General features: G+C 68.1%; 25 protein-coding genes. 9 read left to right on the forward strand and 16 right to left on the reverse strand.

Features of this window, described 5'->3' with window-relative positions; genetic code table 11:
- Positions 1-41 precede the first annotated feature (41 nt).
- Positions 42-701 (reverse strand): YceI family protein, encoded by a 660-nt coding sequence (locus tag ACWGI6_RS04915; RefSeq protein ID WP_453266161.1) that lies wholly within the window; start codon positions 699-701, stop codon positions 42-44.
- 448 nt (positions 702-1,149) lie between these two features.
- Positions 1,150-1,533, reverse strand: coding sequence for a VOC family protein (locus ACWGI6_RS04920; RefSeq protein WP_453266162.1), 384 nt, complete (start codon positions 1,531-1,533; stop codon positions 1,150-1,152).
- On the opposite strand from ACWGI6_RS04920, the gene ACWGI6_RS04925 reads away from it, so the two are divergent.
- The gene (locus ACWGI6_RS04925) at positions 1,414-1,914 is read left to right on the forward strand and encodes a GNAT family N-acetyltransferase (protein WP_453266163.1); all 501 of its coding nucleotides are present in this window, start codon (positions 1,414-1,416) and stop codon (positions 1,912-1,914) included. The genes ACWGI6_RS04920 and ACWGI6_RS04925 overlap by 120 nt on opposite strands.
- A 64-nt stretch (positions 1,915-1,978) precedes the next feature.
- Here ACWGI6_RS04925 and ACWGI6_RS04930 read toward each other — a convergent pair whose 3' ends face one another.
- The 6 genes from ACWGI6_RS04930 to ACWGI6_RS04955 all read right to left on the reverse strand — a co-directional run bounded on the left by ACWGI6_RS04930 (position 1,979) and on the right by ACWGI6_RS04955 (position 8,454).
- Positions 1,979-3,205, reverse strand: a complete 1,227-nt coding sequence (locus tag ACWGI6_RS04930; RefSeq protein WP_453266164.1) for a Gfo/Idh/MocA family protein — start codon at positions 3,203-3,205, stop codon at positions 1,979-1,981.
- Between the two features lie 6 nt (positions 3,206-3,211).
- The gene (locus tag ACWGI6_RS04935; RefSeq protein WP_453266165.1) at positions 3,212-4,081 is read right to left on the reverse strand and encodes a carbohydrate ABC transporter permease; all 870 of its coding nucleotides are present in this window, start codon (positions 4,079-4,081) and stop codon (positions 3,212-3,214) included.
- Positions 4,074-5,063, reverse strand: a complete 990-nt coding sequence (locus tag ACWGI6_RS04940) for a carbohydrate ABC transporter permease (RefSeq protein ID WP_453266166.1) — start codon at positions 5,061-5,063, stop codon at positions 4,074-4,076. Before ACWGI6_RS04940 ends, ACWGI6_RS04935 begins: the two co-directional genes overlap by 8 nt.
- The gene (locus tag ACWGI6_RS04945) at positions 5,063-6,358 is read right to left on the reverse strand and encodes an ABC transporter substrate-binding protein (RefSeq protein WP_453266167.1); all 1,296 of its coding nucleotides are present in this window, start codon (positions 6,356-6,358) and stop codon (positions 5,063-5,065) included. The genes ACWGI6_RS04940 and ACWGI6_RS04945 overlap by 1 nt, the downstream gene beginning before the upstream one ends.
- Before the next feature lie 636 nt (positions 6,359-6,994).
- Positions 6,995-7,639: a DNA alkylation repair protein gene (locus ACWGI6_RS04950; protein ID WP_453266309.1), complete on the reverse strand. Its 645-nt coding sequence runs from the start codon at positions 7,637-7,639 to the stop codon at positions 6,995-6,997.
- Between the two features lie 266 nt (positions 7,640-7,905).
- Positions 7,906-8,454 (reverse strand): MarR family winged helix-turn-helix transcriptional regulator, encoded by a 549-nt coding sequence (locus tag ACWGI6_RS04955; protein WP_453266168.1) that lies wholly within the window; start codon positions 8,452-8,454, stop codon positions 7,906-7,908.
- Between the two features lie 40 nt (positions 8,455-8,494).
- On the opposite strand from ACWGI6_RS04955, the gene ACWGI6_RS04960 reads away from it, so the two are divergent.
- Positions 8,495-9,118, forward strand: coding sequence for a mycothiol-dependent nitroreductase Rv2466c family protein (locus ACWGI6_RS04960; protein ID WP_453266169.1), 624 nt, complete (start codon positions 8,495-8,497; stop codon positions 9,116-9,118).
- Positions 9,099-10,355 (forward strand): MFS transporter, encoded by a 1,257-nt coding sequence (locus ACWGI6_RS04965; protein WP_453266170.1) that lies wholly within the window; start codon positions 9,099-9,101, stop codon positions 10,353-10,355. Before ACWGI6_RS04960 ends, ACWGI6_RS04965 begins: the two co-directional genes overlap by 20 nt.
- Before the next feature lie 701 nt (positions 10,356-11,056).
- On the opposite strand, the gene ACWGI6_RS04970 is transcribed toward ACWGI6_RS04965, so the two are convergent.
- The 3 genes from ACWGI6_RS04970 to ACWGI6_RS04980 all read right to left on the reverse strand — a co-directional run bounded on the left by ACWGI6_RS04970 (position 11,057) and on the right by ACWGI6_RS04980 (position 12,885).
- Complete coding sequence (locus ACWGI6_RS04970) at positions 11,057-11,800, reverse strand: class I SAM-dependent DNA methyltransferase (RefSeq protein ID WP_453266171.1); 744 nt, start codon at positions 11,798-11,800, stop codon at positions 11,057-11,059.
- Between the two features lie 192 nt (positions 11,801-11,992).
- Complete coding sequence (locus ACWGI6_RS04975) at positions 11,993-12,547, reverse strand: DUF3995 domain-containing protein (protein ID WP_453266172.1); 555 nt, start codon at positions 12,545-12,547, stop codon at positions 11,993-11,995.
- On the reverse strand, positions 12,544-12,885 hold the full coding sequence (locus ACWGI6_RS04980; RefSeq protein ID WP_453266173.1) for a DUF6191 domain-containing protein: 342 nt from the start codon (positions 12,883-12,885) through the stop codon (positions 12,544-12,546). The genes ACWGI6_RS04975 and ACWGI6_RS04980 overlap by 4 nt, the downstream gene beginning before the upstream one ends.
- Positions 12,886-13,695: 810 nt before the next feature.
- On the opposite strand from ACWGI6_RS04980, the gene ACWGI6_RS04985 reads away from it, so the two are divergent.
- Together ACWGI6_RS04985 and ACWGI6_RS04990 are read left to right on the forward strand one after the other, a co-directional pair.
- Positions 13,696-14,364: an ABC transporter substrate-binding protein gene (locus tag ACWGI6_RS04985; protein ID WP_453266174.1), complete on the forward strand. Its 669-nt coding sequence runs from the start codon at positions 13,696-13,698 to the stop codon at positions 14,362-14,364.
- Between the two features lie 134 nt (positions 14,365-14,498).
- A complete protein-coding gene (locus ACWGI6_RS04990; RefSeq protein ID WP_453266175.1) occupies positions 14,499-14,993 on the forward strand; it encodes an N-acetyltransferase in 495 nt (164 codons plus the stop codon).
- A gap of 303 nt (positions 14,994-15,296) precedes the next feature.
- Here ACWGI6_RS04990 and ACWGI6_RS04995 read toward each other — a convergent pair whose 3' ends face one another.
- Entirely contained in the window at positions 15,297-15,974 is a 678-nt protein-coding gene (locus ACWGI6_RS04995) for an HdeD family acid-resistance protein (RefSeq protein WP_453266176.1), read from the reverse strand.
- A 568-nt stretch (positions 15,975-16,542) separates the two neighbouring features.
- Between ACWGI6_RS04995 and ACWGI6_RS05000 the strand changes: the two genes are divergently transcribed.
- Positions 16,543-16,995, forward strand: a complete 453-nt coding sequence (locus tag ACWGI6_RS05000; RefSeq protein ID WP_453266177.1) for a VOC family protein — start codon at positions 16,543-16,545, stop codon at positions 16,993-16,995.
- A 256-nt stretch (positions 16,996-17,251) separates the two neighbouring features.
- On the opposite strand, the gene ACWGI6_RS05005 is transcribed toward ACWGI6_RS05000, so the two are convergent.
- Together ACWGI6_RS05005 and ACWGI6_RS05010 are read right to left on the reverse strand one after the other, a co-directional pair.
- Positions 17,252-18,832: an alpha/beta hydrolase gene (locus ACWGI6_RS05005; RefSeq protein ID WP_453266178.1), complete on the reverse strand. Its 1,581-nt coding sequence runs from the start codon at positions 18,830-18,832 to the stop codon at positions 17,252-17,254.
- Between the two features lie 475 nt (positions 18,833-19,307).
- The gene (locus tag ACWGI6_RS05010; protein ID WP_453266179.1) at positions 19,308-19,571 is read right to left on the reverse strand and encodes a hypothetical protein; all 264 of its coding nucleotides are present in this window, start codon (positions 19,569-19,571) and stop codon (positions 19,308-19,310) included.
- Between the two features lie 774 nt (positions 19,572-20,345).
- On the opposite strand from ACWGI6_RS05010, the gene ACWGI6_RS05015 reads away from it, so the two are divergent.
- A complete protein-coding gene (locus ACWGI6_RS05015; protein ID WP_453266310.1) occupies positions 20,346-22,022 on the forward strand; it encodes an FAD-dependent oxidoreductase in 1,677 nt (558 codons plus the stop codon).
- Positions 22,019-23,476: an ATP-binding protein gene (locus ACWGI6_RS05020; protein ID WP_453266180.1), complete on the forward strand. Its 1,458-nt coding sequence runs from the start codon at positions 22,019-22,021 to the stop codon at positions 23,474-23,476. Before ACWGI6_RS05015 ends, ACWGI6_RS05020 begins: the two co-directional genes overlap by 4 nt.
- A 72-nt stretch (positions 23,477-23,548) precedes the next feature.
- On the opposite strand, the gene ACWGI6_RS05025 is transcribed toward ACWGI6_RS05020, so the two are convergent.
- A complete protein-coding gene (locus ACWGI6_RS05025; RefSeq protein WP_453266181.1) occupies positions 23,549-23,695 on the reverse strand; it encodes a hypothetical protein in 147 nt (48 codons plus the stop codon).
- 20 nt (positions 23,696-23,715) lie between these two features.
- Entirely contained in the window at positions 23,716-24,405 is a 690-nt protein-coding gene (locus ACWGI6_RS05030; protein WP_453266182.1) for a M24 family metallopeptidase, read from the reverse strand.
- Positions 24,406-24,993: 588 nt separating this feature from the next.
- Between ACWGI6_RS05030 and ACWGI6_RS05035 the strand changes: the two genes are divergently transcribed.
- Positions 24,994-25,419, forward strand: a complete 426-nt coding sequence (locus tag ACWGI6_RS05035) for a pyridoxamine 5'-phosphate oxidase family protein (protein WP_453266183.1) — start codon at positions 24,994-24,996, stop codon at positions 25,417-25,419.
- Positions 25,420-25,590: the final 171 nt, after the last annotated feature.

The following is a 25,590-nucleotide window of genomic DNA, read 5'->3' on the forward strand; positions in this document are numbered from 1 at the left end:
TAGGCGTGGGCGTACGGAACGCAGGGGACCTTCCGGGGCAATTACGCCACGGGCATGGCCCGGATCGCGGAGATGTCGAACTGCAGCCGAACTTTCTCGCTCACCATGGCGCCGCCCGCTTCCAGGCGTTGGTTGTAGACCAATCCCCACTCGGTGCGGTCGATGGTGGTGGTGGCGTCAAAGCCGGCTCGCTCATAGCCGAACGGGTCCACGACCGAGCCGAGGTAGTCGAGTTGCAGCTCGACCGGCCGGGTGATGCCGCGGATAGTCAGATCCCCTGTCATGCGGAAGCTCTCCGCACCCTCGTGGATCGTGGAGGTGCTGCGAAACACCATCTCCGGGTAGCGGTTCGCGTCGAAGAAGTCCGTGCCGATGAGGTGTGCGTCCCGCTGTTCTACGCCCGTGTCGACGCTGGCGACCCGAATGACGAGGACGGCCCGGGACTGGGAGGGCCGAGCTCCGTCGAAATACAGCGTGCTGTCGTAATCGGCGAAAGCACCCCGCACCGTGGTGACCATCGCGTGCCGCACGGAGAATCCGATGCGACTGTGCGGGCGGTCGATGGTCCATTGCCCGGTCAGCGCACGAAGTGCGGGGTCGAGCGCGACTCCGGTGGCGTCGGCCGCCGGGAAAGGGGTACGGGGGCCAACAGCCTGCGTCGGCTCGATAGTCGTGCTCTGGCGACGGCTGAAGATACCCATGCGGTCGTAGCCTCCTTCGAATCGGATTGCTCCGTGCTATCACGGCATGGACAAGCGCTACACAGCGAGATGGGCGGCCTCGTCCGGATTCCATGTCCCCGACTGCAAAGATGCACAGGATCGACACGAATATGGATGCACTGACGGACAGTCCATGATCCGCAGGATGTCCTCCCAGCGCCGCTCGATCCTCGCGAGGTGGCGCCGGCCGCGGGCCGCGCCATGGAAGGCGCCGTAGTCCCATGGCCCTGCCCCGCCGGCGAGGTTTGACCGAGCAGGCCGCCACCCCGGCCATCGACACCCGTCTGCCGTCCGCGGCCCGCTGCAACTGCTGTCGAGGCGCAACTTCACCACCTCTCCCTCACGGATATACTCCCGCTCCATACGGGACCACCTTTGAGAGAGGCTCAAGGGAGACGGCCCTCCACCTCGCCGTCTCGGAGAATGTTCAGTCGAGACAGAACTCGTTGCCCTCGACGTCCTGCATCGCGATGCACGAGTCGTTGCCGTCATACAGTAGCCGCACGCGTACCGCGCCGAGCGGGACCAGGCGTGCGCACTCGGCTTCGAGTGCGGCGAGGCGCTCCTCGCTCACGAGCCCGGTGCCGACCCGTACGTCGAGATGAAGCCGGTGCCCTGGTCCTGGTCTTGAGACCGTCTGCCGCCGGCGGAACGCAGGTGGCCTCACCCGCCAACTGGGTAGAGTCGGGCGGTGCCCGAACTGAAGCAGCTGCATGGTGGTCATGCCCCGGCGGTCCTGGCCTTCGAGCTGGCGAACCGCACCTACTTCGCTGCCTCGGTCCCCGACCGCGGCGACGACTTCTTCGACCATTTCACCGACCGGTACAACGCTTTGCTGGCGGAGCAGGAGGCCGGCATCTGCGCCTTCCACGTGCTCGTCGCCGAAGACGGCTCGGTGCTCGGGAGGTTCAACCTGGTCGACATCGAGGATCGCACCGCGGAACTCGGCTACCGGGTCGCGCAGCACGTCGCCGGCCGCGGCGTGGCGACCGAGACCGTTCGGGAGCTGTGCCGGCTGGCGGCGTCGCGGCACGGGCTGCGCACCCTGCGGGCGGCCACCGCGCACGGGAATGCCGCGTCCCAGAAGGTGCTGACCAAAGCCGGGTTCGTTCTGGTCGGCCCAGCTGACCCGGCCGACCTCGGCGGTAAGCCAGGCAGCTGGTATCAGCGCGACCTGGTACCCCAGCCGTAGGCCGCGCTCTTGCTGGCGGGGTCGCCTGAGAGACAGGCGGGGCCATCGCCGCTGCTCGACGTACTCAGCTCTGGCCGTTGGCGAACCAGTCGGCCAGGTCGGGGGCGACACGAGGCACGGTGACGGGGCGGCCGTCGGCGCGCAGTGATTCCGTCGCCGCGACCCCGGCGGCGACCGCCTCGCGGGCAGCGATCGGGCTGGTGTCCGTCGGGCCGCCGGAGCGGACGAAGCGCAGGAACTCGGCCACCAGCATCGGGTCGGAGCCGCCGTGCCCGCCCTCGCCGGGCGAGGTCATCGGGACGACGAGGTCGGCGTCGGTGCGGTAGCCGCTGCGGTGCTTCCACACGCGGACCTCGGCGCTCTCCCCGTGGTCACCGAAGTTCTCCAGCCTGCCCTCGGTGCCGATGACCGTGTAGTTGCGCCAGTAGTCGGGCGTGTAGTGGCACTGCTGGTAGCTGGCGTGGACGCCGCCCTCCAGCCGCATGACCATCATCGACAGGTCCTCGACGTCGACGACGGGGTTGAGACCGGTGAGGGAGAGCGGGGGCCAGTTGTGCTCGGGGTCGTACCAGTCGGGCATGACGGCTCCGGGGGGCTGTCCCGAGCGGTCGGTGATGTCGCCGTAGACGGTGAGGCCGCCGAGCGCGGTGACGCGCTCGGTGTATGCGCCGGCCAGCCAGTGGATGACGTCCAGGTCGTGGGCGCCCTTCTGGAGGAGCAGGCTTGTGGTGTTGCGGCGGTCGGCGTGCCAGTCCTTGAAGTAGAAGTCGCCGCCGTGGCCGACGAAGTGCCGGCACCACACGGCCTTGACCTCGCCGATCTCGCCGCGTCGGATGAGGTCGCGCATGACCCGCACCACCGGCATGTGCCGCATGTTGTGGCCCACGTACAGCCGGGTGCCGCCGGTCCGCGCGGCCTCCAGGACGCGGTCGCAGCCCTCGGTGGTGATGGCGAGCGGCTTCTCCACGAAGACGGCGACCCCGGCCTCCAACAGGTCGACCGCGAGGGCCTCGTGGGTGTGGTCGGGGGTGATGACGAAGACCGCGTCGAGGTCTTCGGCAGCCAGCATCTGACGGTGGTCGGGGTAGACGTGGACGTCGTCGCCGAACCACTCGCGGGCCCGGCCGAACATGCCGGGCGCGGTGTCGGCGGCGGCCACCACCACGGAGCCCTCGCCGGGGTGGTGGGCCTCCTTGGCAAGGGTGGCGCGCAGGCCGAGCCCGATGACGCCCAGCCGCAGGTCGCGGGTGTGCGGGCGATGGTCCGCCGCATCGACGGAGGTGTCGGTCATGTGTGCTCAGCCCTTCATTCCGGAGAACGCGATGCCCTGGATGAACTGGCGTTGCATCGCGACGAACACCACGATCACCGGGAGCGTGGCGAGGAGAGACCCGGCCATCAGCACCGGGTACTCGGTCAGATGGGCGCCCTGGAGGGAGGCCAGCCCGGCCGACAGCGGCATCTTGGCCGGGTCGCTGTTGACGATCAGCGGCCACATCAGGTCGTTCCAGGACCACAGGAACGTGAGGATGCCCAGCGCCAGCAGCCCCGGCCGGGCCAGCGGCAGGGCGATCCGCCAGAAGACGGTGAAGGGATTGGCGCCGTCCAGCCGTGCCGCCTCCTCCAACTCCGCGGGCAGCCCCATGAAGAACTGCCGCAGCAGGAAGGTTCCGAAGGCGGAGAACATCCCAGGGACCACCAACGCCTGCATGGAGTCCAGCCAGCCGAGGCTCTGCATGATCTGGTACTGCGGCAGCAGGAAGAGCTGGCCGGGCACCATCAGCACGGCGAGGAACCCGAGGAAGATCGCCCCGCGCCCCGGGAAGCGGATGCGGGCGAAGGCGTAGGCCGCCATCGCGCACAGCAGCAGCTGGGCCGCGGTGCGCAGCAGCGCCATCACGACCGTGTTCACGAACTGCTGCCCGAACGGAATCGCCTCGAAGACCTTCGAGTAGTTCGACCAGTCCCAGTGCGCGGGCAGGATCGTCGGCGGCACCCGTACGGACTCGCCGAAGCTCTTGAAGGAGGTCAGCACCTCCCACACCAGTGGGAAGACGGTGATCACCGCGCCCAGTGCGAGCAGGACGTGGGCGGGCCACAGTTTGCCGACACGGCTTCCGCGCCGGGGGTTCAGGGGCCCCCGGGTGTCCCGCATCGTCTCAGGCATAGTGGACCCACCTCTTCTGCAACCGGAACTGGACGGCGGTCAGCGCCATGATCAGGACGAACAGCACACAGACGATCGCCGCGCCGTAGCCGCGCTGGTTGTCGAAGAACGCCTTCTGGAAGAAGAGCATCACAACGGTCTGGCCATCGCCGTAGGCCGGGTTCTGCAGCGAGTTCTGCGTGTTGGCGCCGATGATCAGATACACCAGGTCGAAGACCTGCAGGGACTGGATGATCGACAGCACGGTGGTGAAGAACAGCGTGGGACTCAGCAGCGGCAGGGTGACCGAGAAGAACTGCCGGATGCGCCCCGCACCGTCGAGGGACGCGGCCTCGTAGTAGTCGCTGGGGATGCTCTGGAGGCCTGCCAGCAGCAGGATCATGTTGTAGCCGACGGTCATCCACACGCCGACGATGGCGACCGCGAAGCGGATCGTGTCCGGGTCGGACACCCAGTAGGTTCCGTCGATGCCGATCGCGGACAGTGCGTGGTTGAGGATGCCGACGTCGCCGTTGTAGAGCCAGCGCCAGACCACCGCGACTGCGGCGGGCATCGTGACCACCGGCAGGAAGTAGAACGTACGGTAGATGCCGGTGCCGCGCAGGCCCTTGAGGTTGAGCAGCACCGCCAGCACCATCGACAGCGGGATGCCCAGTAGGACCAGTCCGGTGTAGATGCCGGTGTTGCCCAGCGACTGCCAGAACTCGGGATCGTCCACGAGCGTGCGGTAGTTGGACAGGCCGATCCAGGTCGTCCCGCCGAAGGCGCCCCACTGGGTGAAGCTGTAGTACACCGTCTGCACCACGGGCCACAGGTAGAAGACCGCGAGGCCCAGCCCGGCCGGGGCGATCAACGCGTAACCCCACCACTTGTCCCGGTGCTGGAAGCGGCGCTCGCGGCGGCGCAGTTCCCGCTGGTCCACGGCATCCGGGTGGGTGCGTTGTCCTGGTACGGCGGATTCCGTAGGCACATCGAGGGTCATCAGGACCGGCCCTTTCTCTCCTGCGCGAGAAGCTGGTTCATCGCTGTGGTCAGGGAGCCGGTGGCGTCCTTGAGGCTCTCGTCGCCGCTCCACGCCTTGGCGAGCCACATCTGCTCCTTGTGCGACCAGGCGGCGCTGTTGGCGGAGCTGGGGAAGGGCACCGCGTAGTCGAGTGCGTCCAGGTGCACCTGGAGGTCGAAGCGCGGCATGCCGGCGGCCCACGGTTCGGCGGTGCCGTTGCGCGCCGGAATGGCGGTGCCGTACTTGCCCTGGAGCAACGAGGCGTGCTTCCCACCGAGGAACCGGACGAAATCCCGGGCCAGTTCGGGCTGCGGCGTGCGGGCGTAGATGACATTGGCCAGGCCGTGCAGGACGGTCGCGCGCCGCCGTCCCTTGGGCATCGGCGCGACGTCCACCTTGGCGCGCAGCTCGCGGTCGGCGTAGAACGTCGCTGCGTTGTAGGACGCCTCGTAGGTCATGGCCAGCGTCCCGGACTGGAACATCTGGGTGGGGTCGGTGTCGGTCATCTGCTGCAGGGACGGCGAGGCGCGGTAGCGGTGGATCAGGTCGATCCACAGCCGCAGCCCCTCCCGGGTGCGCTCGTCGGAGTAGCCGGAGTGCCCCTTGTCCGGGGAGATGACCCAGCCGCCGGCCTGCGGTATGGAGTTGTAGTAGTTCTCCTGCGCGCGGACCGGGGCCCCGACACCGTAGATCCCTCGCTTGCGGTCGGTGAGCCGCTGCGCGGTGGATATCAGGTCCTGCCAGGTCCAGGTGGAGTCCGGGTAGTCGACCTTGGCCCGGTCGAAGATCTCCTTGTTGAACCACAGCGCGACCGTGTCGAAGTCCTTCGGGGCACCGTATTGGGTGCCTTTCCAGTGGTAGAGGGAGACCAGGTCGGGCGGGAAGTCAGCGGGCCGCAGCACCGCGTCGGGCCCGTCGGTCTCCAGCGGGAGCAGCTGCCCCGCATCCGCGTAGAGACCGAAGTTGGGGCCGTTCATCCAGAAGACGTCCGGAGCGGCGCCGCCGGTGCACGCGGTGCGGAGTTTGGTCCAGTACGTCCCATTGGGGGTGAGCTGGACGTCGACGGTCACCCCCGGCCGGGAGCGCTCGAACTCCCGCGCCACCCGCTTCATGGCGGGTACTTGGTAGACGTCCCAGACGCCGTAGGTGAGATGGCCGCGCCGGGAGCCGCCGCCGGAGGCCGATGACGACGAGGTGGGGCCGCAGCCGGTCGCGAGCGGGACCGCCGCAAGCGTTGAGGCGGCGGCCGCCGTGAGGAGGGAACGTCTACGCACGCGGAGCCTTCCTGGGGTGGTGCCGTCGGCCCCACCGCGCGGGCGAGGCCGTGAAGTCGGCGGAGGTCGCCCGTGGGGGACGCCCTCCCACTGCCGAGACACCCGGACGGTATTTGCTCAAAGTTGACGGGGTCAAGACCCTTCCAATCATCTTCTTGCATCGGGATGCTTGGGATGGGGCCGTTGGGCCACAGCGCTCTCGCCCGCGCCGACGGCCGGCCGGGCATCCGGCTCATCACCCGGGCGCGGCGTCGTGGTGAGCACGAGCCAGCCGCGGAGAGCCCATTTCGGCGTGCCCAGCTGATGCGGGGCATGCCCGTGCTCGGAGCGGTACGCGGCCGCCCCCTCCGTCCACCGGCCCGCGGCTGCACGCTCCGGGGAGTCGCCGTGATCCACACGTACCGTCAGTTGAGGAGATCCGTATGCCGTGCCTGATTCCGCCCCGTGCGCCGCTCACCTCGGAGCGGGTCATGGAGGTCAGGGCGGTCTGTCCTCGGCGCAGGTGCACCAGAAGGCGTGGTTGGTCGGCTTCCGGTCGGCCGGGACGCCGTCGCTCCCGGAGCCCTTGGAGGACTCGGAGGCGACGACGAGCTGGGGGTCTTTGAGGTCGTTGCCGAAGGCTTTGCGCTGCTCCGCCTACTTGTCGTGCTGTCGGCGCACCATCTCGGTGATCCAGATGGGCGCGAACGGAGACGTGCAGCCCGGGGAAGTCGGGTAGTCCTTGAGCACCGCCAGGCGCTCACCGATGCCGATGGCACGGGTGCGGTGCTCGGCGTGCTCGATCCCGATCTGAGCCAGGCAGTGGTTCATCGCCCACTGCAGTCGATCCGGGGCGTCTTTCATCTGCGCCTCGATGACGTCGAGCAGTCCTGCGAGGTCGAGGCCCTCGGGCTTCTTCGACACGCGTTCGGTGGTCAGCGCCCAGCCGGCACTCGCGACCACTGGATCCGGATCGGCGGACCAGGCCAGGCGCAGCTCTTCGGAGTGCGGGTTCTTCTTCACCACATAGTTCACGAGCCAGTCGTGCACCTTGGGTGTCCGCGCCTCGCGCACCATGACGTCCAACTCGTCACGCTCGAACGCCTTCGGGCGGCAGATCAGGATCGCCAGCAGTCTCGCCGCGGTGTCATCCGTCGCCCAGAGCCGGCACGCGAGTTCCTGCTGCGTCTTGAGCCGCTTCGCGAGCGCGCGCAGCTTGCTGAGGTTCACACCGTGATCGTCACCGTGCTTCTGGTTCACCTCGCGTGTCTTCGGGTCCTCGAGCTCGGCCAGCTCGGCCATCACCTCGGCCACCGTCGTCTCGGCCACCTCAGCCTCCTGTCCATCACGTGCGAAATTCAGCCTACGACGGAGGTCGGCCTCCTGATGTACACGCCGGTTCGGCGGAAGCCGCGGACACGAAATCCCGTGTCTTCACGAATTCGCAGCGGTTCTCGGCACTGGCCCTCCCCTTCACTCCGAGTAGCCAGGGGTGGCGCTCGCCGACCGCAGGGAGCCCAAGCGGGTGTTCCCGCTTCGGGGAGCTGCTCATGGGGGGGCAGGTATGTCTACGTCCCGTCACCTCGCCTGCGGACGACCGATGCCTCGCCTTCGGGTGACCGATCCCCCGCGGCCAGCGTTGAGGCGAGTCGTTCGAGCAGGCCGGCGAGCTGAGTTTGCTCATCCCCGCTGAGCCCGGCGAGAAGCCGACGCTGGTTGTCCAGGTGGACGTCGATGAGGTCGTCGGTCAGTTTGACGCCCTCGGTGGTGAGGGTGATGAGACGTCCGCGCGAATCGGTCTCGGCTACGGATCTGCTGACCAGGCCACGGGCTTCGAGCCGGTCGACCCGCTTGGTGATCGCGCCGGTGGTGACGAGGACGGTGCGGCTGAGTTCACCTGCGGACAGGGCATGGGGCGTCCCTGAACGTCGAAGCGCCGCAAGTACGTCGAAGTCGCCGCTCCCCAGTCCTGCGGCGCCGAAGGGCGGGCGTAGCCGTTGGTCCAGTGCGTCGGTGAGCCGGAAGAGTCGGCCGATGACGAGCATCGGTGTCGCATCGAGATCGGGCCTCTCGCGTTTCCACTGTTCGACGATGGCGGCGATGGGGTCGGGCTGCATGGCTTCCACTATATCTTCCAAGGATGATAATTTATCTTCCATGGAAGATAGTGTTGCTCCTCAAGCCGCCGTGGCGGTTGTCTGTTACTTCGACCCCGCCTGCCCCTTCGTCTGGGTCACCTCCCGGTGGCTGCTCGAAGTCGAACGGCTTCAGCCGATCGACCTGCGCTTCCGGATCATGAGCCTGTCCGTGCTCAACGAGCACCGCGAACTCGAGCCGTGGTACCGCGAGTTCAATGACCGGGCCTGGGGCCCAGCCCGGGTGTGCGCGGCCGCCGAAGCTCTCCACGGAAATGCGGTCCTGCGCGACCTCTACACGGCGCTCGGCACCCGCGTCCACGGGGAACGCAACAAGGACTACGACGTGGTCATCACCGAGTCCCTCGACGAGGTGGGGCTGCCCGCATCTCTGGCCAAGGCCGCTCACACCGACGAATTCGACGCGACCCTGCGCGCCGGCCACCAGGCCGGGCAGGAAGCGGTCGGTGAAGAGGCCGGGACACCCGTCGTCACCGTGGAGGGTGCCGGCTTCTTCGGCCCCGTCCTCACCTCCATACCGAAAGGCGAGGAGGCGACCCGGCTGTTCCAGGCCACTCGGACCCTGGCCGGTATGGGAGCGTTCGCCGAGCTGAAGCGGGGACGCGGTGCGCTCGACTTCCGCTGAACCCGCCATTCGCACCCGCCGCCGACTCATCGCCGCAAGCCTGGTCAGCTCGATCGGCGACGGCATATACGTGCCGCTGACGATGCTGTTCATCCACTCGCTCACCAGCCTGTCGCTGACGTCGATCGGCGCGGGCCTGACCGTCGCCGGCCTCTGTGCCCTGGCGTTCATGCCCGCCACAGGCGTCCTCATCGACCGGTTCGGCGGCCGACGATTGCTCATCGCCGCGCTCGCGTTACGTGCGGCCGGTTTCGCCGCCTACCCGTTCGCTGACTCCTACCCCGCGTTCCTGGCGATCGCCCTGGTGGTAGCGGTGGGGATGTGGGCCTCCTCGCCCAGCCAGCACGCTCTCATCGGTGAGATCGCCGAAGGCGCCGAGCGTGACCGGCTACTGGCGTGGGACCGCAGCCTGCGCAACGCCGGCATGGGATGCGGCAGCCTGGCGGCGGCGGGCATGCTGGCGTTGAACGGCAGCGTCGGCTTCATCGGCGGCGCGGTGGTTCTGGCCACGGTCTTCGTCATCGCCGCGGTGCTGGTGGCCCGGATCTCGGCCGTCCAGGGCGGCGTCAGGCGGCCGGAGGGGCCACGGGACGGATACCGGCAGGTGCTCGCCGACCGGCCCTACCTGCTCATCACAGCTGCCAACTTCCTGATCGCCTTCGGCTACACCACCCAGGCGATCGCCTTGCCGGTCTTCCTCACCCGCGACGTCGGCTTGCCCGATGCCCTGGCCGGGGCCGTATTCGCGGTCAACACCGCTCTGGTCGCCGCGCTCGGTGTCCCCACCGCCCGGCTGACCATGCGCGGCAGGCGCACACGCGTGGCCGCGCTCGGCGCCGTCATCTTCGCGCTCTCCTTCGCCGCCTTCGCGGCCCTTCCCCAGCTCATCAGCGGTGCCGACGCCATCGTCGCCGTCCTGGCGATCGCGGCCCTCTACACCGCCGGTGAACTCGTCCACTCCGCACCCTCGCAGGGCCTGTCGGTCCAGGCCGCCCCCGATCACCTGCGGGGACGCTACCTGTCGATCTACCAGCTGTCCTGGTCGGTCTGCCGCACCACCGCGCCCCTGCTGCTGGGATTCCTGCTCGACGCCGGGAAATGGCAACTGTGGACGGTCCTGGCACTGATGGTCCTGACCGGCGCGGCGGTCCTGCTGTACGCCGAGCGGGTGCTGCCGGCACACGTGGTCAGTGCCCGCGAAGCCACCACCACCGCTCCTCAGGAGGCCACGACCTGACGGCCGAAAGCATGCGCCATCTGTTCCCGGCTCTGCCGGCCGACCCCGGCGAGAACAGACAGCGGACACTCCGGCCGACACACACCGGCCGCTCGCCGAGCTGGACGCATGCATGACCCGCCTCGGCGAGGCGCGCGAGCGGGTCGCCGGGCAACTGGAGCGGGCCGTCGTGGCCCGGTTGGCCGATCCGCGCTGCGAGTTCTCCCCTTGAGTTTCCGGATGATCCAGACCTGCCCGCCCGAGAGCAAAGGACGCCCTGATGACCACCACCGCCCCCGCCGTCGTCACCGTAACCGACGACACCTTCGACCATCTGGTGCTGCGAAGCGCGCGGCCCGTCCTCGTCGAGTTCTGGCGGCGCGCGGCCGAAGCGGCGGCTGATGCAGGAACTGGAGGACGTCCTGCCGCACGTGGGTCAGACGGATTAACGGCAAGCCGGTCGGAGAAGAAGACGCCTTGCCTGGCCCCTCGTTCGGATCGCGGGCCGGGCCGGTCGCGAGATCAAGCACGATACCGGCCTGGCGCCCTTGCTGACGAGGTGGCGGGGGATCATCGTCGGGCTCCGGGGCAAGATTGTCGAGCGAACTCGTCGTCGAACTCAACCGGAGCCGGCCGTTGCGGGGGATCCCACACACCCGTCGTGAGAAGTGGCGCCCGGACTCACGGCGGGAGACACGACCAGCGAGCGAGGTCCGGGGCTGTTACGCAGCGCTGTCCGCGCGTTCGTAAACGCTGATGTGGCGCCAGCTTGTGGCGGTGTACGGCTCGCCGTTCCACCCGCCACACCGTTTGCGCAGCCGGAGTCCAGCGATACGGGCCATCAGGTCGAACTCGGGCGGGTGGGCCAGGCGTAGCCTGATGGGAGAGAGCCTGATACCGCCGCTGCTGATGCGGATGTGGTTCAGGTCGAGTACCTGCGTCAGTGGGTCGTACCGGCCGGCATCGAGGTCGACGTGTTCGAGGCCGACCTGCTCGGTGTCGAGGTACTGATGACCGGAGCGTGAGGGCGCAGTGGGGATGCGGCATTCGAGGACGAACACGCCGTCGTCGGTGAGATGGTTGGCGGCGTTCTGGAAGCACCGGACCTGGTCTTCTTGGGTGAGCAGGTTGCCGATCGTGTTGAAGACCAGGTAGGCCAGCCCGTAGGTGCGGCCGGTGGTGACGCGGGACATGTCGCCCATGGTCACGTCGACTTGATCGCCACCTGGTTTCTCACGCATCCGATCGACCATGTCCTGCGACAGCTCGATCCCGTCCACGTGTACCCCCGCCTGCATCAGGGGCAGTGCGACCCGGCCGGTGCCCACTGCGAGTTCCAGCGCGTTCTGTTGCCCTGCAAGCTTGGCCAGGAACGCGACGGTCTCGGCCTCATCACCGCGTGGATCGTCGTCGTACCGCCGAGACACCTCATATCCGAAGCTCGTCTTGGGATCGAACCCCTCCACGGAACGCCCCTCCCATAATCAGCCGAATCGCTTGGCCAAGCCTGCCGAAAGCTCTCGTGTCCGGGGCGGACCCTACCGCCGAAGTTCCCTGCACCACCACGCATTTAGCGAGCCATCCGATCGGGCAACAACGGCCCGGTCCGCACCCACTGCGCGTCATCCGAACGAATTGGCCAGGGTTTGTCCGTTGGGTCAGCGAGCCTGCCGTGCCTGGTCGAAACCTGCGGGTCCGCCGTCCTCGCTGCTGCGGTTGAGGCAGCGGCCATTGGCGGTATGCCTGCGTGACCGAAGGGCGGCGAGGCCGAAGGCCAGTCCTCCGGCGATGAACCAGGGGTTCCAGAGAGCCAGCGTCCAGGCCCGCTGCCCCACGCTCACCGAGGTGTCCAGGTGCGTCGTGTTGGTCAGCAGCAGCACCTCGATACCGACGCCCCGGACCAGCAGGAGGGCACTGACGCCCCACCCCAGCCACCTTGCCATCAGAGCGGGAACACCCCAGAGCCTGGACCGGGCAAGCAGCCATGCCAGCAAGGCGCCGAGGAGGCAGAGCGCACCCACACCCCACAGACCGGCTACGATGAACCACACCGGGCGCTCGGTGGCCAGTGGACCGGCGGAGATGCTCAACCCCACATCACCGCCGACGGCCCAGTAGAAATGCAGCCCGGCGAACGCGACCGCCCACAGGCACGCAATACGCCCCCACAGCGTGGACGGTTCTGCACCTGTTCCCTCCGGTTCGCGTCTCACCGTCGGCCCTCAAGAACATCGGGCCTGTCAGCGCACGGGCCGTCCGCTTCCTGTGGCAACACGATGAACGCCGTGCCCTCGGTCAGGTCAATGCTGGAGCGGGGCGGCGCACCGTCGCTCTCGTCGTCCCGCACCAGCAGCTCCACCCGCCGCTGCTCCAGCTCCACCGTCTTGTTTCCGTTCACGACCACCGTGAATTCATCGAAGGCAATGTTCGACAACGACTCCCCCGTGCGCCTGCGTAGCCACGGGATCAAGCCCAGCCCCGTGAACCATCGCCACGCGCTCTCCACCAGGGCGAACAAGACCAGCAGACACCCGAACGCGGGGAACGACATGAGCCAAAGCGTCACAGATGGTCCCCCATCGTCCTCAACACAGTTGACTGCCGGGAATCGACGGAGGGGTCGGGCGTCGTTGTCCTCGGACGTGCGGACCGGGAGAACTCAGGGCCCATACATCGGTCCGCGCGTGGACCACTCGCCCAGACACTCCTGCACCCATCCCGGCAGCGTCGTACGTCAGCCGACAGGGGCGGCTCCCCATCTCGCGGGCGATGCGCTCTGCCCAGAGCGGCACAGGCCGCTCGGTCCCCTCGACCGCCGTTGTTGGACTCGTCTCGCTTTGCCATGGGATCACTGTTCTGGATCCGCGGCGCGCAGGAATCAGACCGGCGCATGATCCGCTTCCCCCATGCGGCGGAGGCGCCGCGATGCCAATGCATTGAGTACGCAGCAGCGCCGCTATTGCATCCGGCCGTGGCGGGACCAGGCCGGATGCACACCGACTTCCCGGGACCACGAGCCCTACTCACGAACCGGTAACCGGTAAGTGGATGCCCTCGCACAGCCCACCCGTCCCGTCGCCCCATGGGGCCTAAGGTCGGAGCATGCGCATCGTCTCGCTGCTCCCGGCGGCCACCGACATCGTGGCCGAGCTCGGTCTGACCGCCGACCTGGTGGGCCGCACCCACGAATGCGACTGGCCGCCGGAGACTGTCGCCGGTGTACCCGTCGTCACGGCTGCCGAGTTCTCCGCGGACACCCTGAGCAGCCGGGAGATCTCCGACGCGGTGGGGGGGCGCCTCCCACGCGGGCTCGTCGCTCTACACCCTCGACACGCAGGCGCTGGCCGCCCTCGCTCCGGAGGTGGTTCTCACCCAGGACCTGTGCGACGTGTGCGCGGTGTCGTACCGCAGCGTCTCCCAAGCCGTCCGGGTCATGGACGCCGGCACCAGGGTGCTGAGCCTGGAGCCGCGGACGCTGGGCGATGTACTGGACTGCCTGGTCACCGTGGGCACGCTGCTGGGCGTACGCGAACGCGCCGAGCGACGGCGGGAGCACCTGCGCGCACGTCTGGCGGAGGTGGAGCGGCTGACCGCCGGGCGGCCGCGGCCGCGCGTGGTGGCCATCGAGTGGCTCGACCCGCTCTGGCCCGCGGGCCACTGGGTGCCGGAGCAGGTCACTTGCGCCGGTGGCACGCCGCTGCTCGCGGCGCCGGGCGAGCACACCAAGCCGATGGAGTGGGCTGCGGTACGCGCCGCACGCCCCGACGTCATCCTCGTGCTGCCCTGCGGCTTCAGCCCCGAACGAACGCTGCGGGAGCGCAGTCTGCTCACTGAACTGCCTGGCTGGGACGAGCTGCCCGCCGTGCGCAACGACGCCGTCTGGGTTCTCGACGGTCCTGCCTACTTCAACCGGCCGGGCCCCAGGGTGGTCCGGGGCGCGGAGGTCCTGGCCCACGTCCTGCACTCCGTCGCTGCGGGCGACCCCGTGAAGGCGGGCGAGGCAACCCGCCTGTCGGCAGCCGAGGGCTGAGGGCCGAGGCGAAGCCGGTCCCGGATTGTGCATGTGGATACCGCAACCCCTTCTGGGCCAAGTGGAGTTCCGGCGCTGCGACTCCGCAACGAATTCGGCTGCGGGCTCATGGACCTACGGCTAGCCTCCAGCCCATGACCTGGCTTCCTGCTGATTTCGTCCATCCCACCCGCGTGGACCTCCCTGACGGCCACCATCTGCGCCCCATCTCCGGCGCAGACACCGAGCTCGATTACCCCGCCGTGATGGGCTCACGGCAGCGCCTGTGGTCCATCTACGGTGAGGCATGGGGCTGGCCGCAGGCCACCATGACTCTGGAGGAGGACCGGACGGACCTGATACGTCACGAGGTGGAGATAGCAGCGCACGAGTCCTTCAACTACGCGCTGTTCGACGACGCGGGCACGGCCCTGCTGGGCTGCGTCTACATCGACCCCCCGCGGAAGGCCGGGGCCGACGCCGAAATCTCATGGTGGGTGGTGGACGACCAGGTCAACACCGACCTCCAGCACGCCCTGGACGCCCTCGTCCCCCAGTGGATCTCAGACACTTGGCCTTTCGAACGGCCCCGCTACGTAGGACGGGGCATCTCCTGGCAGAACTGGATGGCCCTGCCCGACCTCGCCTGACGGGAGCCCGTCGACAACAGCTCGCTCAGCACGCAGGTCCCGTTCGACACCATGGCCGCCCGACCCAGCGCGGCTGCACCTGTGATCTCTCGGATCGGTGGCGATCCGCAGCGCTCCGACCTGCTATGCCGCAGATTACTGCGCCGGCTGCCGACGTCGATCCGATGCTTCGCGGGCCGGCTCCATTTTCCTGAGCTCCCAAGTGCGCCAGCAGCGACCACCACCACACGGACCGCACCGGCCAGTTGGCACGCGACGTGCTCGAAAAAGCTTCGCTGCCCGGGTGGCCGGCACTTTCCGTGATCAGTGCTGCGGGTGGGGGCGGGAGTGGAACATGGGCCGCCGCTTGGTGGCAGTGCCCTGGGTGAGGCGGCCGACTTCGATGCGCATCTTGATGGCGTGGAAGACCTCGACAGCGCCCAGGGCGATGGCCATGATGCCCACCACCAAGGTCAGCGCGGCGATCGAGCCGAACGGCGACACGATCAGCACGATGCCTGCCAGAGTGGTGATGATCCCCGAGAAGAGCTGCCAGCCGCGCGCCGGAATGTCCTCGGCGGAGGCCGCCGTGGCGGTCACCATGATGCCGCGCAGCACCCAGCCGAAGCCGATCCACAGCGCGAGCAACAGAATCGATTCCAGGGTGCCCCGGAAGCAGACCAGGCCCAGCAGGATGAAGAGCGCGCCCGCGACGAAGTGCAACACCCGCAGATGCCGGGGGACGTGTGTGCCGAAGGCACCGGCCAGCTGAAAGACACCGGTGGCCAGCAGATAGATGCCGAAGACTACGCCGACGACCCGCAGGGTCTGGCTGGGCCAGACCAGGACGACGACACCCAGGGCGATCGCAGCCAGGCCCATGGTGAGCAGGAATTGCCATCCCATGTTCGCCAGGGCGCCCAGGCCCCCGGCCGGGGAGACATCTCTGGGCTCCGTGCCGTGCGGAGGGCCGGTGCCTGAGAAATCGGAGGGGTATGTCATGCCGTCTGCCTCCTCCAGGAAAGAGCACGGTCAGATGGATCCAGTTCCATCGTCACCTGCCTGGCCCCGTCCCGCCTGGCAGGCGCTCACGGGTCCCGTCGGTGACCGCAGGTGCCATACCTCCCCCGAGCAGCCCCGAGCAGGCAGAGGGGCCGCTCGGGCGCCGGCCGGGCGCCCACGGGTTGCAGCGGGCACCGTGGCGCGATGGCATGGAAGACGGAGCCGTCTTCCAGGGAAGCGCCGCCACGGGGCTCACTGCCACAGGGCTCGCTGCCATCGCCAAGGCATCGATCGCCTCCGGCTTCTCTCCGTCCCGGTGAATGGGTGCGCCGCCGCCGGTCCCGCTAGTTGTCGCCACACGCCCTCGGGGGCTGATGCCGACCACCTACCGCGGTGTCTTCACCAACCGGCAGGGCCCAGGCCAGGCCAGTGGATTCGGCTCCCTGGACGGCACCGGACTGAACTGTACGGGCGTAACGGCGCCCGCAGCGGCGTGCGCCTCGGCGGCTTCGGGCTCGTGAAAGTTGATAATGCGCCGGTTATTGCGGTCGGCGGAGAGAGGCCTGAGATGGACAACGACGGTATTCCAGCCCCGAGTGAGGGTCTTTTGGTGACGCACTTCTTGACGGTGCGTGATGTGGCGCGTTCGCGCCGGTTCTACAGCGAGGTGATCGGCGGGCAGGTCGTCCTGGACGAGAACCCGTGCATCGTGAAACTCGCCAACAGTTGGATCATCATGAATCCGGGCGGCGGCCCGACCCCGGACAAGCCCGACGTGACGCTGGTCCCGCCCAGCGAACCGCACACCGTCTCCAGCTTCATGAACCTGCGGGTCGCCGACATCGAGGCCTGTTACGCCCAATGGAGCGCGAAGGGAGCGGAGTTCCTGACTCCGCCGATCGACCGGCGTGCCGAGGTCCGCTGCTACCTGCGCGATCCCGATGGCTACCTGATCGAGGTCGGACAGGCCACCGGAATGCTGGAAGGTATCTTCGCCCGGACCGACAACAATCCTGGGTAGTTCATCCTCCCCAGACGGGTCCCATGACGCTGTCCGCCCAGGCAGGTCCCGTCACGCCGCCGACTCTCTGATTCGCGCAGGCCACCAGGCGTCAGGGGCGGTCGAGGGCTCCCCGCCACGGTTGCCCGTCGGGCAAGCCTCGGCGGCTCTCAGGCGGCCGTACGTCACGGCCGCCACCTGCGCGGTCTTCACACGACGTGGGGCCTCCGCTCGGCAGAAGCCCCACGTCACCTCACCTCACCTCGTCCGGAACGGGTCAGAAGCGGCCGGGCATCCCGGGGATGCCCGGAGGCGCGGGAAGCGGCAGTTTGCCGACGCTGCTGCGCTCACGTCCGGGCGCGGGTGCCTTGCACGTCACGTCCTTCGCGGGGAGCTTGCCCGTGGTCAGGTACGCGGTGGCCGTCTTGTCTGCGCACGACTTGGAACCGTAGATCCCGTGTCCGACGCCCCCCGCGACCGTGACCATCCTCGAGCCCTTCATGACCCGGTGCATACCGAGGCCACTGGGCAGCGGCGTCTGGGGGTCCCACTCGTTCTGCAGGGTGAGTGCCCCGACCTTGTTGTCGATCGTGGTGGCGGGTTCGCTGCCGCTCTTCTTCCAGAACGCGCACGGCTTGATGTGGGACGCGAAGTCGCCGTACAGCGGGTACTTGGCCTTGTCCCGGATCGCATCGCGGCGGTACTGCTCGGGGTCGCGCGGCCAGGCGCGGGTGTCGGAGCAGAGGACTGCCCAGAAGGCGGCGCCGGCGTTGTCCGAGGGCGCGGCACGGCCGAATGCCGGCGGTGCGGGTCGCTCGGGCGTCCCGGTGCCAGGGGTGGAGGACAGGCCCTTGCCGTCGGCGGCCTTCTTCAGCTCCACGATTTCCTCCGCGGCCTCGCGCACACTGAAGAACATGGCGCGGCCCGCACGGATGTCGTCGCCGCTCATGGAGGTGCCGTTGAGCTCGATCGGCTTCCGGTTGGCCCGGGCGACCAGAGACCAGAACGTCTTGCGGACCTTGTCCGGGGTGTTGCCCAGCTTGTAGGTCGCGTTCCGCTGAGCGGTCCACTCGCTCCACCTCGTGAACGCGGGCTCGCTGCCCTCCGCCCAGACCTGAATCATGCCCCGCCAGATCCGTGCGGGGTCGACGGCGCTGTCCAGTACGATCCGGTCGCTGCGCTGCGGGAACATCTGCGTGTAGACGGCTCCGAGATAGGTGCCGTACGAGTACCCGAGGTAGGAGATCTTCTTCTCGCCCAGCACGGCCCGGATCACGTCCATGTCACGGGCGGTGTTGCGGGTGGTGATGTGGCGCAGCTTGTCGCCCTGCTTGGCGTCACACTTCTCGGCGACGGTCCGGGCCCACTTGACGTCCTTGGCGAACGATGCGGCCTTGTAGGGACGCTGCCAGTTCTCCTCCTCGGCGGTCAGACCGCAGCTGAGGGGGGAGCTCTTGCCGACACCCCTCGGGTCGAAGCCGATGAGGTCGTACTTTCTCTTCACGGACTTGGGGAGCTCGGACGACAACGCCTGCGGCATATCGAGGCCCTGGCCCCCCGGTCCCCCGGGATTGAGCAGCAGGACACCGCGGCGTTCGGCGGGACTGCTCGTCCTGCTCCGCGATATCGCGAGGTCGATCTTCTTGCCGCCTGGACGGCTGTAGTCCAACGGGACCTTGATGGTGGCGCACTGAAAGGAGGCAGGGGTTGCGCTGCTGCAGCGGTGCCATGCCGGCCTCTGCTTGAGGTCCTGCGGGAGGGGCTTCTCGGCCGCGGAGGCGGTCACCGGAGCGAGTGCCGGAACCAGTGCCGCGACGGCACTCGCCGCCAGGACAGGGGCTATTCGTCTGCTTCGCACGTGGGGATGGCCCTTCGGGTCAGTACGTGTGGGACGCACTCACCCTTGCGCACACGGCAGTTGGGACGAATCCCTCGGTAGGACACAGTGTGTCCAACTGAGGGTGGACGGACTACTGGGGCATATGGTCCTGGAGTCGTACACGGTGCGCCGATCTCCCACGACATCTTATTCGAGCGCACCCACCGGCATCTCGGCACGCGTCACTGCGGCGCATGCCCCGTGCGTGGGCCAAGACAACGTGGCGCCGGTTCGGCGTCCTTCGCGGCCGTCCTGACGCTTGATCAGTTCACCGAGGCCGGTGAGGCCGCGCAGCCGTGCGGACGGTCAAGGGCATCAAGCCCCGGTCATCCGCGGCCGGCGCGACGCCCACCTCGCACGGAATGGGCGGCCGGCGCGAGCGCCTCCGCCTGGGCGATCTCGCTCACGGAGGTCCCGCGCCGGTCCGCCCGGTTTCTGCGGCACGACCCCGCGATCAGGGAGAAGTGACCGTAGCGATCAGCCCGTAGTCCAGCTCTGAACCATCGACGAGCACTGCCTCGACCGTGCGCGTACTGGGGTCGATGTCGGCCACGATCCCGTGCCCGACGTAGCGGGGGTAGCCCGAGGCGCCCGTCTCGCCCGTCGCCTCGACGACCGCCGATCGCACGGCTGAGTCCTCCACGGAGGCACCGCCTCTGTCCTCAACATGTTCGGGGACCAACAAAATCGTGAAGCGCTGCTGCGGCTCTGTAGTCACACTCCGATATTTAAGTGCCTGTGCCACCAGCCGTGGGACAGGCGCACGGTAGGTGGTGGCAAAGCGGCCCGCGACCGAGCATGCTCGGGGTCGAGGCGGGCCAGGTGGGTCTGATGCTGTGTGCCATCGAACCTTGACCAGTGCCATCGAAGCTTGAGTAATCGCGCCATCAGCTGGTCGTGACCGGGCGGTACCGCAGGTTCACCGCCGCTGAGTGATCGTCACCGTTGAGTAGCTCAAGCCGGACGGGGCGGGTCTGCGGAAACAGCGTTCGTCGGTGAGTTCCGGAGGACGTTGGTGATCAACCCGCTCGTGGATGTCGAGGAGACGTGACGGCACCGCCCGCAGCAGGTGGACTGTCCGCCACCCGTCCGTCACAGCCCGTTCCGATCCCCCTTCTTGTGATCCTTCATGCGTTTTGCCTGGTCAGGGGTAGCGCTGCCGCCCGGCTCACCGACCGTCCGTGCATGGGGACCGCGCCGGACCGCGACTGCCGAAGACTCGGTTGCCGCGCCGCTGGAACCGTTCGCCGGGCGGGCATGGCGCCGACCGGGCCGGTGACGCGGCGATGTGGATGCGGCCGCACGGCGATCGCCGTCATGGCGCCGCGCGGCGGGAGCGATCCCGGCAGCCATCGGCAAGGAGCCGTACTCCTGATCTTGCGTAGCAAAGCATGATATTCACCCATAGGATGGGCATTGCTGGCGCACTGGCGTGCCAGACAGGCACGTGAAAGCGGTGCGGAAGGGCGATCGACCCGGGGACGGGATGTCTATGGATCAGGCCGCCAGTCCGGCGCGGACCGTCATCCTGACTGTGGACGACGACCCGGGCGTATCACGTGCTGTCGCCCGCGATCTGCGGCGACACTATGGAGAGTCGTACCGGATCGTGCGCGCGGAGTCCGGCGAGTCCGCCCTTGCCGCCCTGCGCGAGCTGAAGCTGCGCGGCGGCCCCGTCGCGGTGATCGTGGCCGACTACCGGATGCCGAAGATGAACGGCATCGAGTTCCTTGAGCAGGCTCTCGACATCTACCCCGGCGCCCGGCGGGTGCTGCTGACCGCGTACGCGGACACCAGCGCGGCCATCGACGCGATCAATGTCGTCGACCTCGACCACTACCTCCTCAAGCCCTGGGAGCCCCCCGAGGAGAAGCTCTATCCCGTCCTCGACGATCTGCTGCAGGCCTGGCGGGCCACCGACCGTCAGCCGGTGGCCATCACCAAGGTCGTCGGACACCGCTGGTCGGCGCGTTCGTCGGCGGTACGGGAGTTCCTGGCCCGCAACCAGGTGCCGTACCGCTGGTACTCGTCCGACGAGCCGGAAGGCCGGCGGCTGCTGTGTGCCGCGGGCCAGGAGGGCCTGCGGCTCCCGCTGGTGATCACTCCGGACGGCACGGCTCTCATCGAGCCCGAGGACCGGGAGCTCGCCGCGCGGGTCGGCCTCGCGACGAACCCGGCAACCGACTTCTACGACCTCGTCGTCATCGGGGGCGGACCAGCCGGTTTGGGTGCGGCGGTGTACGGAGCCTCCGAGGGCCTGCGGACGGTCCTCGTGGAACGCTCCGCGACCGGAGGCCAGGCGGGTCAGAGCTCGCGCATCGAGAACTATCTCGGCTTTCCGGACGGAGTGTCCGGGGCGCAGCTCACCGACCGGGCCCGGCGTCAGGCGGCGAAGTTCGGTGCCGAGATACTGACCGCGCGCGAGGTCACCGGGCTGGAGATCAATGGTGCGTCGCGCGTCGTCCGGTTCTCGGACGGTTCCGCTGTCGCCGCGCACTCCGTGATTCTCGCGACCGGCGTGTCGTACCGGCAACTGGATGCGCCCCACGTGACCGAGTTGACCGGCTGCGGAGTGTTCTACGGCTCGGCCCTGACCGAAGCGGCCGCGTGCCAAGGCCATGACGTCTACATCGTCGGCGGCGCGAACTCCGCCGGCCAGGCCGCGATATACCTGGCCCGGAGCGCCAAGTCGGTCACCGTACTGGTGCGTAAACCGTCCTTGTCCACTTCGATGTCGCACTACCTCATCCAGCAGGTCGACGAGACGGCCACGATCTCCGTGCGCACCAACACGGTCGTCGACGCCGCCCACGGCTCGCGTCAACTGGAACAGATCACCCTGCGCGACACGGCGACCGGCCACACCGAACTCGTCGACACCCAGTGGATGTTCGTCTTCATCGGCGCAGCTCCGTTGACCGACTGGCTGGAGGGCACGGTGCTCCGGGACTCCCGCGGGTTCATCCTGACCGGCCCCGATCTGACCGCGGACGGGCGCCCGCCGGCCGGCTGGGAGTTGGACCGGCCGCCCTACCACTTGGAAACAAACGTCCCGGGCGTGTTCGTGGCCGGAGACGCCCGCGCCGAGTCCGCCAAGCGTGTCGCTTCCGCCGTAGGAGAGGGAGCCATGGCGGTCATGCTCGCCCATCGATATCTGGAGCAGTCATGAGCAGCCGGCCGATGCCATGCAGTCAGGAGGAACTCGGTTCGCTGTTCCTGTTCGAGAAGCTGGCCCCCGACCAGATCGCCCTGCTCTGCCGCGAGGGCCGTGTGGAGGAGTTCGAACCCGGGCCCGTGTACGGGGAGGGCGACGACGCCACATGCTTCTACGTGCTGCTCGAAGGGACCGTCGTTCTCTCGCGCCGGATCGGGGACTACGACGTGGAGATCACCCGGAGCTCCAGCCGCGGAGTGTACGCGGGTGCCTTCCAGGCCTACCTGGGTGACCGCCTGCGGCAGGTGTACAACAGCTCCTTGCGTGTCACCGAGCCCTCACGCTTTTTCCTGCTGCCCGCGGAGACGTTCGCCGCGATCATGCGCGAGTGGTTTCCCATGGCCGTGCACCTGCTGGAAGGCCTCTTTTTCGGCGCGAAGAGCACCCAGGAGGCCGTCGGCCAGCGAGAACGGCTCCTGGCTCTCGGGTCGCTGTCCGCAGGGCTGACCCATGAGCTGAACAACCCCGCCACCGCGGCCGTGCGAGCAACGTCCGCGCTCCGCGAGCGTGTGGCCGGGATGCGGCACAAGCTCGGCATCATCGCGGCACGCCCGTACCGGCGCGACAGCCTGGAGACGCTCATCGAGGTCCAAGAACGCACGGCCGAGCGCGTCGCCAAGGCCACCACCCTCAGCCCGCTGGAAGCCTCGGACCGGGAGGACACCATCTCCGACTGGCTGGACGACCACGGCATCGGGGACGGATGGCAGCTCGCGCCGACCTTCGTACAGGCCGGCCTCGACACCGACTGGCTGGACCAGATCGCCGCAGCCGTGGACGGGGACACCCTCGAAGGTGCCATGCGGTGGCTCAACTACACCGTCGAGACCGAACTGTTGATGAACGAGATCGAGGACTCGACCACCCGCGTCTCGGCCCTCGTCACCGCGGCCAAGCAGTACTCACAAATCGACCGAGCGCCCTACCAGGTCGCAAACGTGCATGAACTGCTGGACAGCACACTGCTGATGGTCTCCGCGAAGATCGGTCCCCACATCACCGTCGTCAAGGACTACGACCGCAGCCTGCCGAAGATCCCGGCCTACCCCAGCGAGCTCAACCAGGTCTGGACGAATCTGATCGACAACGCCGTCTCGGCGATGGACAGCACAGGCGCCGACGGCACGTTGACCGTACGAACCGCACGCGAGGGAGACCATCTGCTCGTCGAGTTCTGCGACACCGGTCCCGGAATCCCCGCGGAGATCCGCGACCGCGTCTTCGACCCGTTCTTCACCACCAAACCGATGGGTGAGGGCACGGGTCTCGGCTTGGACATCTCATGGCGCATCATCGTCAACAAACACAAAGGGGACCTGCGGTTCCACTCCGTCCCCGGCGACACCCGCTTCCAGGTACGTCTTCCGCTGGCCTCCGCCGACCCCCATGCCCCAGAGGAGCCGTCCTGAGTTCCCCGAACGGAATCGAGCCCTCGGCCCCTCCACCCCACCGCACAAAGTCGACCACCGACCGGCCACCGCTCACCCTGCCGGAAGGATCAGCGGCACCGGCTCCCCCGGCCGCCACTCGGACGGTACGGCGGCGAGCGCGTCGGCGAGGGCCGCGCCGTGCAGGAACGCGGATCCGTGACCGCCGACGGCACGCGCGGTGAGGCCGTCCCAGACCACCGGGCCGAGCAGATGGTGCGTCAGCCGAGGTCCAGCAGCTGCTCGTAGAAGCCGCCGATTTCTCGTTCTGTGTCGATGAGGTGGATCTCCAGGATCCAGTGGCACCGCCGGCCGGCCTTGTCGGTACGGCGCAGCGGGGTGTCGTTGCCCGGGGCGATGTAGGACTCGATGTCGGCGCCGTCGATCGTCTCGTGGGGGAATTCGCCGACCAGGTGTCCCGCGTGCCACCCTCCCAGGGTCCAGCCGGCTTCGACGGCGAGGTGTTCGACCTCGGCGTACAGCTGCTTGCCGGTGATGTCCGGGGCTGCCTCGAAGGCTTGGCGTCCTGCCGCGAAGACCTGCGGAAGGGTGTCCCGGAGGCGGTGTTTGGCGGGGTCGTCGCCCAGGACGTAGGTGCGGCCGAAGTCGGCTTCGTACTCCTCGAAAATCGGGCCGAAGTCGGCGAAGGCGATGTCGTCGGTGCCGATGGTGCGGTTCGGTGGGTTCTCCCGGTACGGCTGGAGGGTGTTGGGTCCGGAGCGGATGATCCGTTTGTGCCAGTGGCGGGTGGTGCCGAACATGTCGTTCGCCAGGTCGCGGATGCGGTCGCTGACTGCACGCTCGCTCTCGCCGGAGGCCACCAGGCCGCGGGCCGCGATCTCATGGAACAGTGCCTCGGCCTTGGCCTGGGCTTCCAGCAGCCGCTCGGCGCGTACGGGTTCATTCGTCATGCGACAAAATCTAAGGCTCCTGCGTCGAGGACGGCGAAGCGGATTACCGCGGGTCGGCCGCAGGTATGGGCCGGCGCGGTGGCGTGCGAGCAGGTGCCGGGCCTGTTCCACGGCCTGGGACGGTGTCCGGCGCTGCGAGGGCCTGGCGCTGCGGTGGAAGGGCCGCCTTCTCACGGTAATGTCGCGCTCCCCGTTTGCCGGTGCCGTTCTGTCCGTGCCAGAACTTCGTGGTCGTCGGTGTAAGGCTCGTGGGTGTGGCGGCAGTTGGTGAGAACGACCACGAAGTTTGCAGTCTTTCCTTGTCTGCCTGGGAGCTGCTGCTGCTCTATTACGGCATGCCAAACCGGCGTGCATCCCATTGTGCCGCCGGTGAGGCGCACGCGGCGCTCCGCCGCTTTTCGTCGAGAGGGAGTAGGGGTTACTTCGTGACCGCAAAGATAGGTACCGGAAGAAGAGTCGGGGCGATGTTCGTTGTCCTCGTGATGTCCATGGTGGTCCGCAGGCGCCCACTGTTCGCCGGCTCGTCCGGCCTCGACATTCCCTGTTTCTGCCTTTCTGTGAGCGGTCGGTCGGGTTACGGTCGGGCACATGACGCTATCGATGCGAGAACGAGAACAGTTTCTGGCGGAACCTCACATCGGTGCGCTGTCGGTGGTCGAGCGGCCAGACCGCGCACCGCTGACAGTGCCCATCTGGTATCACTACACGCCCGGCGGCGAACTGTGGGTGCGTACCGGGCCTGATTCTCGGAAAGCGCGAGCAATTCGCTCTGCAGGGCGCTTCAGTCTGATGGTGCAGCGGACCGAGCCGACAGTGCGTTACGTGTCGGTGGAGGGACCGGTCACCAGGACGGAATCAGACAGCCGCGAGCGATCCTGGGAGATGGCCGCGCGGTACCTCCCACAGGACAAGGTCGCCGACTTCGTCGAGTACGACCGCACCCAGCTCGGTGAGCATATCGCCATCTACCTGCAGCCGGAACACTGGTTGTCCGCCGACCTGGGGTCCTCCTGATCGCAATGACACCCGGGCCCAGGTCGCCCTGCCGGAACCGGCACCGGATCCCGAGGTTCGTGCGGATCCGGGCGACCGGGCGGGCCCGCAGATCAGCACGGACAGCTCGGCGATCCGCTTGAACTCCTGGGGCTGTAGCTGGACTCGCTCACCTGGGCTGACGTCAGCGAC

The sequence above is a fragment of the Streptomyces sp. NPDC054786 genome, assembly GCF_053611685.1.